The sequence below is a fragment of the Curtobacterium sp. MCPF17_047 genome, from assembly GCF_003234045.1.
In the GTDB taxonomy this organism is placed as follows: Bacteria; Actinomycetota; Actinomycetes; order Actinomycetales; family Microbacteriaceae; genus Curtobacterium.
Genome location: NZ_QKSF01000007.1, coordinates 60,906 through 79,255, shown reverse-complemented (window position 1 = coordinate 79,255; position 18,350 = coordinate 60,906). Strand labels below are relative to the sequence as shown.

Sequence of the window (18,350 nt, the reverse complement as noted above, 5' to 3'; positions counted from 1 at the left end):
CGGGGTGTTTCGCGCTCAGGCCCGACCGGTTTCCCGCGTGTTACGCCTTCCGCCCGGGCCGCCGGGGCCGCTAGCGTGCGGTCATGGCCCTCGACCTCGACGCACTGCTCGCTCCGCCGACGCCGACCGCGGCCCGGGCGCTGGACGTCGTCCGCGCCTGGTCGTCGCCGGCTCTCGTGCACCACTGCCTGCGGTCCTGGGCGTGGGCGACGCTCCTGGCGCCGACGATCGAGCTCGCCCCGGACCCCGAGCTGCTCTTCGTCGCGACGATGCTCCACGACCTCGGTGTCACCCCGCACTTCGACGCCGCGCAGGTCCCCTTCGAGGTCGCTGGCGGCGCCGTGGGCAGTGTCTTCGCGATCGGCGCCGGCTGGCCCGCCGCACGCGCGCGGCGCGTCGGGGAGATCGTCGAGCGGCACATGTGGCCCTCGGTCGACCCGGACCTCGACGCCGAGGGGCACCTGCTCGAGGTCGCGACCTCGCTCGACGTCTCCGGCGTCGGCATGGAGCGCTGGGACCATGACGACCTCCGGATCGTGACCGCAGCCCTCCCCCGCCTCGGCTTCTCCGACGACTTCCACGGGCTCGTGCACGACCAAGCGGGTCGGAAGCCCGAGTCGGCAGCTGCCCGGCTGGACCACTCCGGGAACGTGCTGGCCGGTGGCCAGCGGTGGGCGAGCCTCCTGGCCGGTTGAGGCGCAACGGTGTGCCGGGCGGTCCGGTGACGGGCGGGCGGACTTGACAAGCCCTGCTCTCGTGCGTAGAGTGTCTTCCTGGTGCATTGCAGCGAACCCATCTGACTCGCGCACACCGACCGTCTCGAACCGATCCCCCTGGGTCGCATTCCAGCGAGACCACCGCTCCCCGACTGGCGAGCACTTGCACGTCGAATGCCGACGTGCGCGTCCGCGCTCCTGCGGCCGACGAGACCATCGAGTCCGTCCGGCCCCGCGCGACGCCGAACGACTGAAGAAAGACAGCACCATGACCACGAACGAACGCACCATCATCACCGGGACCGCCATCGCGGCTCCCACCGTCTCCCCCGACCGCATCGCCGAGTTCCCCGTCCGCGAGGACCGCTCGCAGCGCGAGTTCCTCGTGCGCATGCCGGCCGACGACCTCGGGCTGTTCCTCACGCCCGGCGTCCGCGTCGCCGTCGACGGCGAAGCGGGCTGGGTCGTCCCGGGCCGCTCCTGGCGCGGCGAGGCCAGCCGGACCATCCTGCAGGCGCGCGCCGTGCAGGCGCCGGAACTGGCCCTGGCCGCCTGACACCCGCACACACCGGAACGCCGTCCCTTCGGGGGCGGCGTTCAGTCGTTCCGGGCGAAGGCCCCGGCCCCGGCTCTGGCCCTGGCCCTGGCCCTGACCGGGACCCCGGTTGCGCCCTACCTCGCCTGGTCGCCCTCGGCCGCGCCGACGAACCGTCGGCCACCGTCCGCGTTCACCGGCTGCTGCCCGCCGCACTGGTCCGCGGCGTCCCGCAGCCGACGGATGAACCTCGGGTCCTCCGGTTCGAGTTCGTCGTCCGGTGCCTGACGCACCACGATCTCGCTCGACGGTCCGACGAGCATCGTCGTCCGCTCGACCGCCCCGTCCTCGCCGACCGTCGGCACCGCGATCGTGTCCGTGCGGGTGTTCGCCCCGAGCACCGCCGCGTAGTCCGCGACCGCGTCCGCGATCAGGTCCCCCGTCAGGATGTCCGTGCCGTCGTAGTGGATGTACTTCACGATGTGACCTCCCTCGTGCCGACGGTAGGCACCGGGGTGCAGCAGGAAGCACAGGATCGGGCGGGAGGCGCGGGCGATGGACAACTGGCGGCCCTCGTCGGTCTCGTTTCCGGCCCCGTATCGTCGGTAGTCGGTCGTTCGGTCGCCGATCGGCGGTCATCGCTCGGCGGTCGTCGATCAGCGAGGAGGGTCCCGTGCAGTCCGAGCGCACAGCGCGCCTGGTGCGGCTCGCTCGTGCGGACATCGGCATGAGCCTGGACGCGTTGGCTCGTGCGGTCCGCCTGTCCGCATCGACGCTCGCGGCGTACGAAGCCGGCACCGCAGTACCCGATCCGCAGACGCTCGGGATGGTCGCCGCTGCGACGGAGATGCGGCCGAGCATCCCGCTCGCCGTCCATTCGGACGACATCCGAGTCGAGGCAACGCGTCACCGTCTGCGGGACGTGCGAGTGTTCGGGTCTGTCGTCCGCGGAGCGGACACCGCCGGGAGCGATATCGACCTCCTCGTCAGGACCGAGCCCGGCGCGGACCTGTTCGACCTGGCCGGCTTCGTCGTCGCAGTCGAGGCGGTCACCGGATTCCCGGTCGACGTACTGACAGAGGACCAGCTCGACGACGAGCACTTCGCGCATGTGCGGGACGACGCAGTGCCGTTGTGAAGAACGAGTCCGTCTTCCCTCAGAGCACGTCGCCCGTGGGGTAGAGCACCCACGGGCCGCAACCGGTCTCGGGGCAGTGCTCGTCCATCACCCGCTTCACCACGTCGTAGTCCGCGGGAGCACGCCGGTACATCAGCGCGACGAGGTCCACTTCGGTCCCCACGCGACCGTCCGGCCAGCGCGCGTCGTAGTGGATCGCACGCCTCGGCCGACGGAGCCATCGTGATGGCCGGATCTCCGCGACGGCGCGGAAGACCGTCGGGAGCTCCTCCGACAGCGGAATCCGTCCGCCTGCTGCTCCGTCATCCCCCATGCCCGCGATCTTAGGACGGAGATGCGGACCAGCCGACTCAGTTGTTGAAGCGGAACTCCACCACGTCGCCGTCCTGCATGACGTACTCCTTGCCCTCGATGCGGGCCTTGCCCTGCGAGCGGGCCTCGGCGATGGAGCCGGTGGCGATGAGGTCGTCGAACGAGATGACCTCGGCCTTGATGAAGCCCTTCTCGAAGTCCGTGTGGATGACGCCGGCAGCCTGGGGAGCCTTCCACCCCTTGCCGATCGTCCACGCACGGGCTTCCTTCGGCCCCGCCGTCAGGTAGGTCTGCAGTCCGAGGGTCTCGAACCCGATGCGGGCGAGCTGGTCGAGGCCTGACTCGGTCTGACCGGTCGACTCGAGGAGCTCCTTGGCGTCCTCGGGGTCGAGGTCGATGAGTTCGGACTCGACCTGGGCGTCGAGGAACACGGCGTGCGCGGGAGCGACGAGCGCGGACAGCTCGGCCTTCCGCGACTCGTCCGTCAGGATCGCCTCGTCGACGTTGAAGACGAAGATGAACGGCTTGGCGCTGAGGAGCCCGAGCTCCTTGATCGGCTCGAGGTCGACCTTGGTCGCCGAGAGCAGGACGCCCTTTTCGAGCTCGGCCTTCGCGGCGTTCGCCGCCTCGAGGACGGCGGGCTCGGCCTGCTTCAGCTTGAGCATCTTCTCGTACCGCGGGAGCGCCTTGTCGATGGTCTCCATGTCGGCGAGGATCAGCTCGGTGTTGATGACCTCGAGGTCGTCCGCCGGCGAGACCTTGTTCGCCACGTGCACGACGTCGTCGTCGGTGAAGCCGCGGACGACCTGCGCGATGGCGTCGGCTTCGCGGATGTTGGCGAGGAACTTGTTGCCGAGCCCCTCCCCCTCGCTCGCACCCTTGACGATGCCGGCGATGTCGACGAAGGACACCGGCGCGGGCACGGTCTTCTCGGAGTGGAACAGCTCGGCGAGCTGGTCGAGACGCGGGTCGGGCAGGTTCACCACGCCGACGTTCGGCTCGATGGTGGCGAACGGGTAGTTGGCCGCGAGCACCTGGTTCTTGGTCAGGGCGTTGAACAGGGTCGACTTGCCGACGTTCGGGAGACCGACGATTCCGATGGTGAGAGCCACGGGAGCACAGCCTACCGGCGGCAGCCTGTCGGGGCCGACCCGAGCCTCCCGTCCGTCTCCCTCGTCACCGCACGCACGGCGTGCTCGACCACGGCCAGGGCCTCGGCCTGGAGGCGCTGCGACGCCTTCCAGTCGCCGGGCACCTCGAGTCGGTGGTCGGCTCGGTCGACGGTCTGGAGGCGCGCCCGCGTCCCGCGCACCAGTTCCGGCCGCCAGACGGGATCCGCCGAACCGCCGAGTGCGGTGTGCGCGTCGTCGGCTGCGGCGAGCGCGGCCCGCACCGCTTCGTGGGTGAGGACCGGCGTCAGCCAGACGCCGGGGACGCTCGCATCGATCGCCCAGGGCAGGGCGGCGCAGCCGAACGACTTGGCGACGACGAGGTCCGGCCGTCGTCCGGCGAGCGCGGTCGTCAGCGCCTGCTGCACGAAACGGACCGGGTCGGCCTCGGCGACGTCGTCGACGACCCATCGGGGCGCGACGACCTCGCAGCCGGCTTGCCGGGCGATGGCGTCCGTCCACCAGAGCAGCGGCGCCTGCTGGCCGTACCCGGCGCCCGCGAGGACCAGGACGAGCGGGGTGCGCCGCAGCGGGTTCTCCATGTCTCGAGGGTAGGAGCGGGCACGCCCCCTCGACGCACCACGCCGCGTCCGGTTCCGGTGATGTCGGTTCTCCGTGCAACGATCGAAGGCGTGCTGAACTTCACCGCCATCGACTTCGAGACCGCGAACAACTCGCCCGCCAGCGCGTGTTCGGTCGGACTCGTGAAGGTGCGTGGCGGTCGGGTCGTCGATCGGGCCTCGTGGTTCATCCGTCCGCCGGCCGGGCACGACGACTTCCTCGAGTGGAACACGCGCATCCACGGGATCGTCGAGTCGGACGTCGTGCACGCGAAGTCGTGGGAGCAGCAGTACCCGGACCTGGTGGCGTTCGCCGAGGGGGACGTGCTGGTCGCGCACAACGCCCGTTTCGACATGGGCGTCATCGCCGGCGGGTGTGCGGCGACGGGGATCGAACTGGCCGAGCACCACTCGATGTGCTCGCTGCAGGTCGCCCGCAAGACCTACACCCTCGACTCGTACCGTCTGCCGATGGCGGCGATGGCCGCCGGGTTCTCGGGCTTCCAGCACCACGACGCCGCCGCCGACGCCGAAGCCTGCGCCGCGATCGTCGTGCACGCTGCCGGTCACCACGGGGTGCCGACGGTCGAGGCCCTCGGCGCCGTCACCCGGGTGACGATCAACCCGGTGCGCGCCCGAGTCGAGAAGCCGAAGTCCGCAGTGCAGCCCCGGCTGTCCCGCCGTCCGATGGTCTTCTCCGACTGACGCGGTCCAGCCGGCCGGTCCTGGCAACGCCGGCCGGTCCTGGCCACGCCACGCCCGGTGGTATTGTCACGACAATCTGCCCGGCGCTGGTGCTCGGGCCCGTTCTCCCCTGCGAAGGACCGCGATGACCAACGATGGCCAGCTGCCGTCCGACCTGTTCATGGACCTGGACCGGTCGGGTCCGATGCCCCTGTACCACCAGGTCGCCTCACGTATCGAGGAGTCGATCCGCTCCGGTGCGATGCCGCCCGGCGCTCGCCTCGAGAACGAGATCGCCCTCGGCGAGCGCCTCGGCCTGTCCCGCCCGACCATCCGACGCGCGATCCAGGACCTCGTCGACAAGGGGCTGCTCGTCCGCCGACGTGGCATCGGCACGCAGGTCGTGCACGGACCGGTCACCCGCAAGGTCGAGCTGACCAGCCTGTACGACGACCTGACGCAGGGGTCGCAGCAGCCGACGACGAAGCTCCTCGACCGCAGCGACGTCCCGGCGACCCAGGCCGTGGCCGAGGCCCTCGGCGTCGAGGTCGGGGCGAGCGTCGTGCACGTCCTCCGCGTCCGGTTCGCCGAGGACGTGCCGATGGCGGTGCTCGAGAACTACCTGCCGCCCGAGTTCGCGGACATCACCGATGAGGACCTCCGCGCCCACGGCCTCTACCAACTGCTGCGGTCCCGCGGGGTGACGATGCGGGTCGCGAAGCAGCGGATCGGTGCCCGTGCGGCGACCGACGACGAGGCGGGTCTGCTCGAGATCGAGGACGGCGACCCCGTGCTGACCATGAGCCGGACGGCCTACGACGCGTCGGGTCGAGCGGTCGAGTACGGCGTGCACTGCTACCGGCCGGACCGGTACTCGTTCGAGGTCACGCTCGTCGACAAGTAGGGCCTGGCAGGCCGGTCAGCTCGCGCTGGGGACCCCGAGTTCGCCGGTCAGGTACTGGGCGCGACCGAAGCCGAACGACCAGTCCTGGGGACCGTTCTCGACGTAGCCGATGAAGACGTCCTCGGAGGCGACGCCCACCCCGGCGAGCGCGTCGTGGATCGCGGCGTAGAGCGCCTGCTTCGCGTCGTCGGACCGCCCCCGCTGGGTGAAGACCTGGATCATGACGACGCCCTCGGTGCGTTCGAAGCCGAGGCCGGCGTCCAGCGCGATGATCTGCGACGCCGGGTGTTCGGTGATGACCTGGAAGCGGTCTCGCTCCGGGATCCCGTAGACGTCGACGATCGCCTGGTGGGTGGCGTCGGCGATCGCGCGGACGGCTTCCGGGGTGCGACCGGTGGCGAGGTCGAATCGGACGAGCGGCATGGTGCCTCCTGCTGGTGGTGACTTTGTCAGGACATACTATCGCCCCAGCTGCTGTGGCGGCGACCAGCGGGCGTCGTGCGTCACCCCATGACGGACGGGAGGCGCGTCACCAGCTGGTGACGCGCCTCCCGTCCGGATCGTGGTCGGTGGACCCGCCGGGATCAGAACACCGGTGTCGGCGCGTCCGCGGTGAGCAGTCCGTCGACACGTGCCACGTCGTGCCAGGCCCCGTCGGCGAGCGAGGCCTCCGCCGCTTCCACGATCGACGCTGCTGCCAGCCCGTCCGCCACCGACGGCGCGAGTTGGCGGCCGCTCCGGACGCTCGCCAGGAACTGCGCCGCTTCGATCGTCTTGAGGTCGTCGTACCCCATCGCTGTCCCGGCGCCCGGTTGGAAGCGGGCGAACTCGCCGTCCCCGGGCGCGACGTACACGGTCGTGTAGCCGTGGGTCTCCTGCCCGTCGAGGCAGACCTGCAGTTCGTTCATCCGCTGGAAGTCCCAGCGGATCGACCCGGCGGTGCCGTAGACCTCGATCGTGTACTCGGCGTGCGGACCGCGCATCACCCGGCTGGAGTCCATCGTCCCGACCGCACCGTCGTCGAAGCGGAAGAGCAGGGCGGCGTAGTCCTCGTTCTCGACCGGCCTGCGGTCACCCGTCGCGGCGGCGCTGCGGTCGACGATCCCAGCGCCGGGCAGCGGCCGCTCCGTGATGAACGTCTCGGCGAGTGCGGTGACGCTCGCGATCCGGCCGACGAGGTACTGCGCCAGGTCCAGGCCGTGCGACAGCAGGTCACCGAGCACGCCGGACCCCGCTCGGTCGCGCTCGAAGCGCCAGGTCAGCGGAGCCGCCGGGTCGGACGAGTAGCCGGCGAGCAGGGAGCCGCGGACGTTCGTGATCCGGCCGAGCCTCCCGCTGCGGACGAGCTCACGCGCCCGCTCGACCGCGGGTGCGTGCCGGTAGTTGAACCCCACGCTCGTGACCACCCCCGCCCGTTGGACGGCGTCGTGGATGTCACGGGAGTCGCTGGCGTACCGGCCCATCGGCTTCTCGATCCAGAACGGCTTGCCCGCCTGGGCCGCCGCGACCGCCATCTCGCGGTGCAGGAAGTTCGGGGAGCAGATCGAGACGACGTCGACCTCCGGGTCCGTGAGGACCTCGTGCCAGTCGGCGACGGCCCGCTCGTAGCCGAGCCGCTCCGTGGCCTGCTCCCGCGCCGCAGGCACCGGGTCGGCCGCGACCACCAGGCGCGGGCGGACTCCGAGTTCCGGGAAGTGGTCCGGCAGCGCTCGGTAGGCGCGGGAGTGCAGGCGTCCCATCCACCCCACCGAGATGAGCCCCACCCCGACCATGTCCATCGTCGACGACCTAGGCGGCCGGGACGATGATGTCGCGCACGAGGGCGTCGAGTTGCGCATCGGCATCGAGGAACTGGCGGAGCGTCGTGACGGTCGCGCCGAACCGGTCGAACTCGTCGATGGTCATGCCGTCGACGTCATGACCACGGGCGAACTCCGGCGTCGCACGGCGGAGGGCCTCGACGACGTGTGCCGGTACCTCGTCGTCGATCGCGTCCGGACGGAACGGGAACGCGTTGTCGTTGATGTCCTTCGTCCACTGGAACGGCGGCGAAACGACGAGGTCACCGCCCTGGAACTCGGACCACTGCAGTGCGTTCCGGAAGGCCGCGACGAGGACCCGGGATCGGAAGCCGCGCTCCTGGAACACCCGGTACGCGTTCTTCACCGCGGCGACCCCGGCCCACTCGAGGTACCCCGGGTCGATCATCACGTGGTCGCGCTTGACGACGGTCTTCAGCCAGTCGTCGAACCGACCGGCCATCAGGGTGACGACGTGCCCGAACTCCTGCTCGGGCAGACCTTCGGCCGCCCGGCGGTCCAACGCCCGCTCGATCGCGTCGCCGACCGCGACGACCTGCGCCACCGTGAACGACACGGTCGCGTTGATCGAGACACCCCGGTACGCCGCTTCCTCGATGGCCGCGATGCCGACCTTCGTCGCCGGGATCTTCACGATGATGTTCGGCGCGAGGCCGGAGAAGCGCACGGCCTGCTCGACGAGGGCGTCCCGGTCGCGGTGCAGGCGCGGGTCGGTCTGCATGCTGAGCCGGCCGTTGCGACCGCCCGATGCCTCGAACGCCGGCAGCAGCTGCGCGGCAGCGTTGACCGAGAGCTCCTCGACCGCCATCCACCCGAGTGCGGACTCCCCCGCGGTCGGGTGTTCCTCGGCGAGCTGTCGGATGCGCGGGACCCAGACCTCCGGGTCCTGCCTGATGCACGTGTAGGCGATGACCGGATTGCAGGTCGCCCCGACCGCTCCGTACTCGGAGATCGCGGTCGCGAGCTCGTGCGGGTCGGCGGAGTCGTTCCACAGCGCGGTGGGCGTCTGCTCCGTCGCCTGCAGGGTGACCGGTCGGACGTCGACCGCAGCCGCGTCCTGGGTCTCGAGCGTGCTCGTCATCGGTGGAGTCCCTTCGTGATCTGGTCGAGCTGGAACCGCGACACCGCGTCGGCGTTCTCGTCCTCGGCGAAGACGCTCGACACCGCGACGGTGTCGTCACGGCCGGAGAAGCCCACGCGGTCGAGCGCGCGCCAGAACGCGTCGAAGTCGACGTCGCCCTGCCCGACCGGCAGGTGCTGGTGCACCCGGACCGGGTTGCCGGGCGGGTTCGTGATGTAGCGGAGGCCGTGCGAGCGACGGTGGTCGTACGCATCGGCCACGTGGACGAGTTGGAGGGAATCACCGGCGGCGTCGATGACCGCGTCCATGTCCCCGCCGTAGTGGAAGGTGTGGCAGGCGACGTAGACGAAGCCGACGCTCTTCGAGTTCAGCCCGCGGATCACCCGGAGCGCTTCGAGACCGTCCTCGACGAAGTCGTCGGGGTGCGGGTCGATGAGCACCCGGAGGTCCGCGTCCTCGATGATCGGCAGGAGCTCCTCCATCGCCCAGTAGAACTGTGCCTCGGACTCCTCGGCACGTTCGGGTCGACCGGAGAACTCGGTGTTGATGGTGTCCACGCCGAGCCGCTTGGTGATCTCGATGACGCGCTTCCACTGCTTGACGGCGGTCTCGCGCGTCTCCCGGTCGGGCCCGGACCAGCGGAGCACCGGCAGCACCGACGCCACCTGGACGCCGGCGTCGACGCAGGCTGCCGCGAACGCGTCGACGAGGTCGTCGTCCGCCTTCGGGTGCCGGTGGAACGGGATGAAGTCCCGGTGCGGGGTCAGCTGCAGGTACTCGTACCCCAGCTCGGCGACCTTCCGGGGGAACTCGAGCAGGTCGAGGTCGTGGTGGAACGGGGTCGGATCGAGGGCGATCTTCGGCACGGGCTACGCTCCCGCGAGGACGTCGGCCGGCGCGGCAGCCGCGTTGTAGAACGCCGGCTTGACCACCGCGTACTCCACGGGCTCGGTCACCCCGGACTGCTGCGCCCGGACGGCGACCTCGGCGACGACGGACGCCGTGTAGCCGTCCCAGGCGCTCGGCCCGTCGATGCCGCCGTCGCGAGCGGCGTCCACCCAGCGCTGCACCTCTTCGTCGTAGGCTGCCGCGAACCGTTCCTTGAACGACGGCGTGACGCCCTGACCGGAGACCCCGGCGGACACGATCGTCTGCGAGGTGTCGCGCCCGATGTAGGCGACGCCGGACTCGAACACGGCGTCGGTGGTCACCTGGTAACCGAACTGGGCGTTGACGTTGATCTCGACGATCGCCATCGTCCCCGACTCGGTCGTGAACAGCACGAACTGCGGCTCGGGCAGGTCGGCCGGTGCCAGCGAGTTCTTCCGCGGCTTCTTGACCTCGACGCTCGTGATCGCTTCGCCCGTGAGGAACGGGATGATGTCGATCTCGTGGATCACCGAGTCGTGGATGAGCATCGACTCGCTGAAGTTCGGTGGCGTGGTCGGGTTGCGGTGGGCGTGGTGCAGCGCGAGCAGAGCGCCGTTCGCGCCCGACTCCCGCAGCGCCTTGAGCTCCTGGTACCCGGCGTCGAACCGTCGCATGAACCCGACCTGGATCGTCGGCCGACCGGCGTGCTCCTGCTCGAGCTGCACGATGCGCAGGCTGTCCTCGGCACTCGTCGTCAGCGGCTTCTCGCAGAGCACGGCGAGACCGCGCTCGAGGGCGGTCACGAGGATCGGCTCGTGCAGGAACCCGGGCGTCGCGATGATGACACCGTCGATGTCGGTGGAGTCGAGGGCTTCCTCGAACGAGGCCGCGGTGATCGCACCCGGGGCCAGCGCAGCAGCGGCGGCGGCCCGGGACGCGTCCGGCTCGACGACCGCGACGACGTCGGCGTTCGAGATCTTCGCGGTGATGCGTCGGACGTGGTCCGCGCCCATCATGCCCGCGCCGACGACGGCGACGCGGAGGTTCTGCGTGGTGCTCATGACTGTCTTCCTCTGTGTGGTGGACGGTGTCGTGGTGACGGTGTCGAGCTGACGGTGGCGTTCGCGACGTCAGTCGGTCCGCGCGGCCGCGGTCGAACCGAAGATGTGCTGGAAGGTGCGCTCGGCGATCGGCCCCGGGGCGTCGACGGAGCAGCCGTACATGTCCTGCTCGACGATGCCGAACACGTCCGGGTTGATGCGGGCGACGGCCTCGATGATCGGCGCGAGCGCCGGGGTCCCGTGCGGCGGCTCGGTCATGATGCCCTGCGACACCGCGGTGGCGAACGGCACGTCGTTCTTCAGCACGTCGAACAGCAGATCGGTGTCGACCTGCTTGAGGTGCAGGTACCCGATGCGGTCCGGGTGCTCGGCGATGAGCTTCAGGTTGTCGCCGCCGTAGTAGGCGAAGTGGCCGGTGTCGAGGCACAGGTTCGTGTACCGCTGGTCGGTGACCTCGAGGAAGCGCACGGTCTCCTTGAACGTCCCGACGTGGCTGTCCGCGTGCGTGTGGAACTGCTGGTGGACACCGAACTCCTCGAGCAGCGCCTTGCCGAGTCGGTCGTGCCCCGTGCCCAGGCGCTCCCACTGCTCGTCGCTCAGCGTCCGGGGCTCGAGGACCTCCTCGGTGGCGTCCGAGCGCCACAGGTCCGGGATGGTCACGAGGTGTTCCGCCCCGAGGGCCGCTGCGAGCCCGGCGACCGCGACGGCCTGGTCCCAAGCGCGCTGGAACTGGTCGTCGCCCTTGTGGAACCCGGTGAAGACGGTGCCGGCCGACAGCCGCAGTCCCCGGGACTCGAGCTCGTCGGACAGCTGCGCCGGGTCGGTCGGCAGGTAGCCGTACGGGCCGAGCTCGATCCACCGGTACCCGGCGGCCGCGGCCTCGTCGAGGAAGCGCTGCCACGGCACCTGGTTCGGGTCGTCCGGGAACCAGACGCCCCACGAGTCGGGGGCGGTGCCGATGCGGATGCCGGCGGTGGTGGTGTCCTCGTCGGGGACCCCGGTGGGGGTGGCGGTGTCGGTCATGACGTCGCTGTCGCTTTCTGTCTCGGATCGGGTTCAGCCGAGCAGCGGACGCTGCGCGGCGACCTGTTGCTCGTACTCGGCGCGGGCGGCCTGTGTGCTGGGGAGCGTGGAGGTCTGTGCGACCGGCACGTCCCACCAGCCGTCGCCGTCCGGCGCGTACACCAGCGGGTCGGAGTTGATGTGCACGAGCGTGGTGTGCTGGTTCGCCTTGGCCTGGCGGAGCGCTGCGGTGAGGTCGGCGATGCTGTCCGGTCCGGGCTGCACCTCGATCACGTCGACGCCGTAGGACCGGGCGTTCGCAGCGAGGTCGACGGGCAACGGCTCGCCGTTGTCGAACGACTGCGTCTCGTCCAGGTAGCGGTACTTCGTGCCGTAACGCTCCGACCCCACGGTCTCCGACAGGTGGCCGATCGAGGCGTACCCGTGGTTCTGGATGAGCACCACGATGATCTTGATGCCCTCGGCGACGGCGGTCACGAGCTCCGTGTGCAGCATCAGGTACGAGCCGTCACCGACCATCACGATGGCATCGCGGTCCGGTGCTGCGCGGCGGACACCGATGCCGCCGGCGATCTCGTAGCCCATGCACGAGAAGGCGTACTCGACGTGGTAGCCGAGCGCGTCGCGGACCCGCCAGAGCTTGTGGAGGTCGCCGGGCAGCGAACCGGCGGCCTGGATGACCACGTCGCGCGGATCGCTGGCGGCCTGGACGGCGCCGATGATCTCGGCCTGCCCGGGCAGATCGGCGCCGGACGGGGCCAACGCCTCGTCGACGATGGCGTCCCACTCGCGCTTCCGGTCCCGGATCTCGGCGACGTAGCCGGCGTCGACCGCGTACGACGAGTCGGCGGTGAGGGCCGCGGTCAACGCGACCAGGGCCTCCCGGGCGTCCGCGATCACCGGCAGCTGCGTGCCGTGCTTGTAGGCGTCGAAGGACGCCACGTTGACGTTGACGAAGGTGACGTCGGGGTCCTGGAAGGCCGTGCGGGACGCCGTGGTGAAGTCGCTGTACCGCGTCCCGATCCCGATGACCACGTCGGCCTGCGCGGCGACGGCGTTCGCGGCGGCCGTGCCGGTGGCCCCGATGCCGCCGAGGTACTGCGGGTGGTCCCAGACCAGGGACCCACCACCGGCCTGCGAGGTGCCCACCGGGATGCCCGTGGCCTCGACGAAGCGGCGGAGCTCGTCCTCGGCGCCGGAGTAGAGGACCCCACCACCGGCGACGATGACCGGACGCTTCGCCTGTCGGATCGCAGCGACGGCACGCGCCAACGGACCGGTCTCCGGGATCGGCCGCCGGATGTGCCACTCGCGGGGCTGCAGGAACGCGACGGGGACGTCGAGTCGTTCGGCCTGGACGTCCTCCGGCAGGGCGATCGTCACCGCACCGGTCTCGGCCGGATCGGTGAGGACCCGCATGGCCTGGAGCGCGATCGAGAAGAGCTGCTCCGGTCGGACGACCCGATCGAAGAAGCGCGAGAGCGGACGGAACGCGTCGGTCACCTGGATCGACGTGTCGTGGGGCATCTCGATCTGCTGCAGCACCGGGTCCGTGGTCCGCGTGGCGAAGGTGTCCGAGGGCAGCAGCAGTGCCGGCAGCCGGTTCGTCGTGGCGAGCGCGGCGGCGGTGAGCATGTTCGCAGCGCCCGGCCCGACCGACGCCGTCGACGCGAAGGTCGCACGACGGCGGTGCATCCGGGCGAACCCGACGGCCTCGTGCACCATCGCCTGCTCGTTGCGGGCCTGGTGGTACGGCAGCAGTCCGGGCTGCTCGACGTGCAGCTGCTTGATCGCCTGGCCTAGCCCGGCGACGTTGCCGTGGCCGAAGATCCCGAAGACCCCCGGGATCGTGCGCTCGCGGACGTCACCGTCCACCGTCCACTGGTTCGCCAGGAACTCGACGAGCGCCTGGCCGACGGTCATGCGGCGCGTCGGTCCGGGCTGGCGCTGTGTCGTGGTCACACGTCCTCCTTCAGGTAGGGCAGGCGGGGGTCGAGCGACTCGGACTCCCAGAGCTGACGGACCCACCCGTGGGCGGGGTCGTCGGTGATGTTCCAGACGCGTTCGGGGCCGGGCCCGGCCATCACGTTGAGGTAGTACATGTCGTAGCCCGGGGCGGCGACGGCGGGTCCGTGCCAGCCGTACGGCACGAGTGCGATGTCGCCCGTGCGGACCTGCCGGAACTCGTCGATCGGCCGGTCGTCCGAGGCCGATGTCCGGTGCAGCGCGAACGGGTCGGCGGCGTCGGGAGCGACGTGCTCGGCGCCACGGGCGACGGCGGACTCGTAGTAGTAGATCTCCTCGAGCTCGGACTCCTGCCCGGGTCGTTCGGTGTCGTGCTTGTGCGCGGGCCACGAGGACCAGTTGCCCGCGGGCGTGATCACCTCGCACACGATCAGCCGTGCGGCGTCGAGCGCCGCCGGGGTCCCGAAGTTGTGGACCTGCCGGCTCGACTGCCCGGCACCACGGAGTTCGACGGGCACGTCCTGCCGCGGGATGTACACCGGCGGCTCGACCACGTCGGTGGGGGCCTCGGCGACCGCGAGTCGGCCTGTGCCCGTGATCACCGCGGCGGTCCCGGAGCCGAGGTAGAGGACGTCCGTGGGGCCCTCGAAGACGCTCGCGCGACCCTCGAGCTCCTGCACCGCGTCGCCGTACCGCACGGTGAAGCTGCCGGCGAGCGGCACGACGATCCGTTCGACCGGGGCGGAGTCCAGCCACAGCGAGCCACCGTCCGTCAGAGTCCCGGTCCGGAGGCCGGTGTGCGCCCACCCCGGCACCCGGCCGTCGACCACGTCGGTCCAGCCGTCTTCCGGCCGGCTGCCCCGCGGGTTGAACCAGTTGTCGGTCATCGTCGGATCAGCCGTTCGAGGGGAAGCCGAGGTTGATGCCGCCGTGCGAGGGGTCGAGCCACCGGGAGGTGATCGCCTTCTGCCGCGTGAAGAAGCTGACGCCGTCCGCGCCGTAGGCCTTGTGGTCGCCGAACAGCGAGTTCTTCCACCCGCCGAACGAGTAGTAGGCCACCGGCACCGGGATCGGCACGTTGATGCCGATCATCCCCACCTGCACGTCCCGCTGGAAGCGCCGGGCGGCGCCGCCGTCGTTCGTGAAGATCGCGGTGCCGTTGCCGAAGGCGCCCGAGTTGATGAGCCCCAGACCCTCTTCGTAGGTGGCGACCCGGACGACGGCGAGCACCGGACCGAAGATCTCCTCGGTGTAGACGCGGCTCGAGGTCGGCACCTCGTCGATGAGCGTCGGGCCGAGCCAGAAGCCGTTCTCGTCGCCGTCCGGACGGACGGTGCGGCCGTCCACCACGATGACCGCACCGTCCTGCTCTGCGACCTCGATGTACGAGGCGACCTTGTCCCGGTGCTGCTCGGTGACGAGTGGTCCCATGTCGCAGCCGCGGCGGCCGTCACCGATGCGCAGCGTGGCGGCGCGCTCGGCGATCTTCGCGACGAGCTCGTCGGCGACGGGCTCCACCGCGACGACGACCGAGATCGCCATGCAGCGCTCCCCCGCTGAACCGAAGCCCGCGTTGATCGCGTTGTCCGCGACGAGGTCGAGGTCGGCGTCCGGCAGCACCAGCATGTGGTTCTTCGCGCCGCCGAGGGCCTGCACGCGCTTGCCGTGCTTCGTCCCGGTCTCGTAGACGTACTGCGCGATCGGGGTCGAACCGACGAACGAGATCGACTCGACGTCGGGACTGGTCAGGAGTCCGTCGACCGCGACCTTGTCACCGTTCAGGACCGTGAACACCCCGGGCGGCAGTCCGGCCTCGGTGAACTTCGAAGCCAGCCAGATGGCCGCGGACGGGTCCTTCTCGCTCGGCTTCAGCACGACGGTGTTGCCCGCGGCGATGGCGATCGGCAGGAACCAGAGCGGCACCATCGCCGGGAAGTTGAACGGGCTGATGATGCCCACGACTCCGAGCGGCTGTCGGATCGAGTACACGTCGATGCCGGTCGACACCTGGTCGGAGAACTCACCCTTGAGCAGCTGCGGGATGCTCGTCGCCAGTTCGACGACCTCTTGCCCGCGGGCGATCTCGCCCAGTGCGTCGGAGACCACCTTGCCGTGCTCGCTCGTGATGATCTCGGCGAGTTCGGCCTTGTCGCGGTTGAGGATCTCGCGGAACGCGAACATGATCTGCTGGCGCTTGGTCAGCGACAGCTCACTCCACGCGGGGAAGGCGGCCTTCGCGCTGGCGATCGCCGTCCGGATCTCCTGCTCGTCTGCGAGGGCGACCTGCTTCGTCACGACTCCGAGGGCGGGGTCGTAGACCGGCACGGTGCGTCCGGACGTGGACGCGACGTGCGCGCCGTCGATCCAGTGCCCGACGACCGGGCTGTCGGTGCTGGTGGAGTCGGACACGGTCGTGGTGGATCCCGTGGTGGTCATGCTTTGCTTCCTTCCGAGACGGGCTCGTTGATGCTCGCGGAACCGACGGGGTCCGCAGAGGAGTCATGGGGATCTGTGGAGAGACCCGTGTGCTGGGTCCCGCTGTGGACGAGCCCCGCGGCCACGTCGACCGCTCCCGCCACGTCGCCGTCCGACGGGTAGAGGAGCGTCCTGCCGACGACCAGGCCGCGGACGCCCGGCAGCGCGAGGGCATCGGCCCACTTCGCGTAGGTCTCGAGCGGACGGGACGCCGGGTCACCGCCGAGCAGGAGTGTCGGCAGCGTCGTCGCGGCCATCACCCGCTCCATGTCGTCGACGACCGGGATCTTCAGCCAGCTGTACGCGCTCGACTCGCCGAGGCCCGCGGCGATCGCCATCGAGGTGATCACCGCCTCCGCCGACAGGTCGTTCACAACCGTCCCGTCACGACGGTCGGACATGAACGGCTCGAGCATGATCGGCAGGCGGCGCGCGGCCGACTCCGTCACGGCCCTCGCGGTGGCCTCCAACGTCGGCGCGGTGCCGGCGTCGGACAGGGCCACGCGGATGAGCAGCTTCGCGAAGTCGAACCCGGAGTCCGCGATGGACGCTGCCGAGTACGCCGTGTAGCGGTCGTCCATCTCGAAGGTCGCTCCCCGGAGACCTCCGCGGTTCATCGACCCGACGACCACCTTGTCGTCGAGCGCCCCGAGCAGCGCCAGGTCCTCCAGGATGTCGGGGGTCCCGAGCACCCCGTCGACACCGGGGCGGCCGAGGGCCACGACGAGGCGTTCGAGCAGGTCGTAGCGGTTCGCCATCGCGGCCGGGTCGTCCCGCACCGCGAGCGCGCCACGGGCGGGGTGGTCCGCTGCCACGATGAAGAGCTTGCCGTCCTCGCCCAGGAGGGGGCGCCTCCGTCGCGATGCGAGCACCGAGGCGATCCGCTCGGGGTGACCGGCGCGCGTGTCACGCAGGCGGTCGAAGTCGGAAGTGGTCAGCTCAGGCACGGAGAGCCTCCTCGGTGCTGGTTCCCTCGGTGTTGGTTCCCTCGGTCGCCGTGCCCTGCGTCGGGTTGCTCCGCAGGAAGGCTTCGATCTCGTCGCTCGTGGGCATCGCCGTCGAGCACTCGAACCGGGTCGCGACGATCGCGCCGGCCGCGTTCGCGAACGACAGGATCCGTTCGAGCCCCCAGCCCTGCAGCAACCCGTGGGTGAGCGCGCCCCCGAAACCGTCGCCGGAGCCGAGTCCGTTGACGACGTCGACGTGGTGCGGACGAACCTCGACGAACTCGTCACGGGTCTTCGCCAGGACACCCTTCGGCCCCTGCTTGACGATCGCGATCTCGACCCCGCGCTCCAGCAGGGCGTCGGCTGCGCGCACCGGGTCGGTCTCACCGACGGCGACCTCGCACTCCTCACGGTTGCCGACCGCGACGGTGGCGTGCTCGAGGGCGATGGCGACCTCCCGCGTGGCGGCGGCCGGGGTGGACCAGAACATCGACCGGTAGTCGAGGTCCAGGACGGTGTGCACCTTCGTGGTGTGCTCGGACGCGCTCCGTGCCGCGTACGCGACGTGGTGCGCGGTCCGGCTCGGTTCTTCGCTGAGTCCGGTGACGGTCGTCCAGAACACCCGCGCCCGCTCGATCTCGTGCAGCGGCAGGCTCTTCGCGGTGATCATCAGGTCCGGCGCCTTGGGCGCACGGTAGAAGTAGAGCGGGAAGTCGTCCGGCGGGAACACCTCGCAGAACGCGACCGGTGTGTTCAGGCCGTCGACCGTGGCGACGAAGTCGTTGGCGACACCGAACTCGGGCAACGTGCGGGCGATGTACCGGCCGAACGGGTCGTTGCCGGTGCGGGTGATGACAGCGGTGTCCGCGCCGTGCCGGGCCGCCGCGATCGCGACGTTCGTGGCGCTGCCGCCCACCGACTTCGAGAACGTCTCGACGTCTTCGAGGGGGCCGGTCTGCTGCGGGTAGATGTCGACGCTGACGCGTCCCATCGTGATCACGTCGTAGGCGTGCGGTGCTTCGATCGTCATGCGACAGCAGGACCTTCCGTGCGGCTTCATCGTCGGACGAGCACGACTGTACACGACCCT

20 protein-coding genes are annotated in these 18,350 nt (G+C 70.4%); 5 read left to right on the top strand and 15 right to left on the bottom strand.

What is annotated here, in order from left to right:
* Positions 1-83: 83 nt before the first annotated feature.
* Together DEJ33_RS08850 and DEJ33_RS08845 are read left to right on the top strand one after the other, a co-directional pair.
* Positions 84-695, top strand: a complete 612-nt coding sequence (locus DEJ33_RS08850; RefSeq protein WP_111078612.1) for an HD domain-containing protein — start codon at positions 84-86, stop codon at positions 693-695.
* 289 nt (positions 696-984) lie between these two features.
* Positions 985-1,272: a hypothetical protein gene (locus DEJ33_RS08845; protein WP_110903312.1), complete on the top strand. Its 288-nt coding sequence runs from the start codon at positions 985-987 to the stop codon at positions 1,270-1,272.
* A 116-nt stretch (positions 1,273-1,388) separates the two neighbouring features.
* On the opposite strand, the gene DEJ33_RS08840 is transcribed toward DEJ33_RS08845, so the two are convergent.
* Positions 1,389-1,730 carry a hypothetical protein gene (locus tag DEJ33_RS08840; RefSeq protein WP_111078691.1) on the bottom strand — a complete coding sequence of 114 codons (342 nt, stop codon included), beginning with the start codon at positions 1,728-1,730 and terminating at the stop codon, positions 1,389-1,391.
* A 194-nt stretch (positions 1,731-1,924) separates the two neighbouring features.
* On the opposite strand from DEJ33_RS08840, the gene DEJ33_RS08835 reads away from it, so the two are divergent.
* Positions 1,925-2,389 carry a nucleotidyltransferase domain-containing protein gene (locus tag DEJ33_RS08835; protein ID WP_111078611.1) on the top strand — a complete coding sequence of 155 codons (465 nt, stop codon included), beginning with the start codon at positions 1,925-1,927 and terminating at the stop codon, positions 2,387-2,389.
* A 19-nt stretch (positions 2,390-2,408) separates the two neighbouring features.
* Here the strand turns inward: DEJ33_RS08835 and DEJ33_RS17225 are convergent, their stop codons facing one another.
* The 3 genes from DEJ33_RS17225 to DEJ33_RS08820 form a co-directional block, all read right to left on the bottom strand.
* Positions 2,409-2,552: a hypothetical protein gene (locus DEJ33_RS17225; RefSeq protein WP_181432913.1), complete on the bottom strand. Its 144-nt coding sequence runs from the start codon at positions 2,550-2,552 to the stop codon at positions 2,409-2,411.
* A 187-nt stretch (positions 2,553-2,739) separates the two neighbouring features.
* Entirely contained in the window at positions 2,740-3,813 is a 1,074-nt protein-coding gene (ychF, locus tag DEJ33_RS08825) for a redox-regulated ATPase YchF (RefSeq protein WP_111078609.1), read from the bottom strand.
* Between the two features lie 11 nt (positions 3,814-3,824).
* Entirely contained in the window at positions 3,825-4,412 is a 588-nt protein-coding gene (locus DEJ33_RS08820) for a hypothetical protein (protein ID WP_111078608.1), read from the bottom strand.
* A gap of 60 nt (positions 4,413-4,472) precedes the next feature.
* On the opposite strand from DEJ33_RS08820, the gene DEJ33_RS08815 reads away from it, so the two are divergent.
* Together DEJ33_RS08815 and DEJ33_RS08810 are read left to right on the top strand one after the other, a co-directional pair.
* Positions 4,473-5,135, top strand: coding sequence for an exonuclease domain-containing protein (locus DEJ33_RS08815; RefSeq protein ID WP_111078607.1), 663 nt, complete (start codon positions 4,473-4,475; stop codon positions 5,133-5,135).
* Between the two features lie 124 nt (positions 5,136-5,259).
* Positions 5,260-6,018, top strand: coding sequence for a GntR family transcriptional regulator (locus tag DEJ33_RS08810; RefSeq protein WP_111078606.1), 759 nt, complete (start codon positions 5,260-5,262; stop codon positions 6,016-6,018).
* 15 nt (positions 6,019-6,033) lie between these two features.
* Here DEJ33_RS08810 and DEJ33_RS08805 read toward each other — a convergent pair whose 3' ends face one another.
* The 11 genes from DEJ33_RS08805 to iolC form a co-directional block, all read right to left on the bottom strand.
* Positions 6,034-6,441, bottom strand: a complete 408-nt coding sequence (locus DEJ33_RS08805; protein WP_111194775.1) for a tautomerase family protein — start codon at positions 6,439-6,441, stop codon at positions 6,034-6,036.
* Positions 6,442-6,602: 161 nt separating this feature from the next.
* Positions 6,603-7,796, bottom strand: a complete 1,194-nt coding sequence (locus DEJ33_RS08800; protein ID WP_111194774.1) for a Gfo/Idh/MocA family protein — start codon at positions 7,794-7,796, stop codon at positions 6,603-6,605.
* Positions 7,797-7,806: 10 nt separating this feature from the next.
* On the bottom strand, positions 7,807-8,919 hold the full coding sequence (locus DEJ33_RS08795) for a transaldolase family protein (RefSeq protein ID WP_111194773.1): 1,113 nt from the start codon (positions 8,917-8,919) through the stop codon (positions 7,807-7,809).
* Positions 8,916-9,785: a sugar phosphate isomerase/epimerase family protein gene (locus DEJ33_RS08790; RefSeq protein ID WP_111078602.1), complete on the bottom strand. Its 870-nt coding sequence runs from the start codon at positions 9,783-9,785 to the stop codon at positions 8,916-8,918. Before DEJ33_RS08790 ends, DEJ33_RS08795 begins: the two co-directional genes overlap by 4 nt.
* A gap of 3 nt (positions 9,786-9,788) precedes the next feature.
* Positions 9,789-10,850: a Gfo/Idh/MocA family protein gene (locus DEJ33_RS08785; protein ID WP_111194772.1), complete on the bottom strand. Its 1,062-nt coding sequence runs from the start codon at positions 10,848-10,850 to the stop codon at positions 9,789-9,791.
* A 69-nt stretch (positions 10,851-10,919) separates the two neighbouring features.
* Positions 10,920-11,873, bottom strand: a complete 954-nt coding sequence (locus DEJ33_RS08780; protein WP_111078600.1) for a sugar phosphate isomerase/epimerase — start codon at positions 11,871-11,873, stop codon at positions 10,920-10,922.
* A gap of 33 nt (positions 11,874-11,906) precedes the next feature.
* Positions 11,907-13,796: a 3D-(3,5/4)-trihydroxycyclohexane-1,2-dione acylhydrolase (decyclizing) gene (gene iolD, locus DEJ33_RS08775; RefSeq protein ID WP_111194771.1), complete on the bottom strand. Its 1,890-nt coding sequence runs from the start codon at positions 13,794-13,796 to the stop codon at positions 11,907-11,909.
* 35 nt (positions 13,797-13,831) lie between these two features.
* Positions 13,832-14,725, bottom strand: coding sequence for a 5-deoxy-glucuronate isomerase (gene iolB / locus DEJ33_RS08770; protein WP_111194770.1), 894 nt, complete (start codon positions 14,723-14,725; stop codon positions 13,832-13,834).
* 7 nt (positions 14,726-14,732) lie between these two features.
* The gene (locus tag DEJ33_RS08765; RefSeq protein ID WP_111194769.1) at positions 14,733-16,274 is read right to left on the bottom strand and encodes a CoA-acylating methylmalonate-semialdehyde dehydrogenase; all 1,542 of its coding nucleotides are present in this window, start codon (positions 16,272-16,274) and stop codon (positions 14,733-14,735) included.
* Positions 16,271-17,260: a class I fructose-bisphosphate aldolase gene (locus DEJ33_RS08760; RefSeq protein WP_111194768.1), complete on the bottom strand. Its 990-nt coding sequence runs from the start codon at positions 17,258-17,260 to the stop codon at positions 16,271-16,273. Before DEJ33_RS08760 ends, DEJ33_RS08765 begins: the two co-directional genes overlap by 4 nt.
* Positions 17,253-18,290: a 5-dehydro-2-deoxygluconokinase gene (iolC, locus tag DEJ33_RS08755; protein WP_111194767.1), complete on the bottom strand. Its 1,038-nt coding sequence runs from the start codon at positions 18,288-18,290 to the stop codon at positions 17,253-17,255. The genes DEJ33_RS08760 and iolC overlap by 8 nt, the downstream gene beginning before the upstream one ends.
* Positions 18,291-18,350 lie beyond the last annotated feature (60 nt).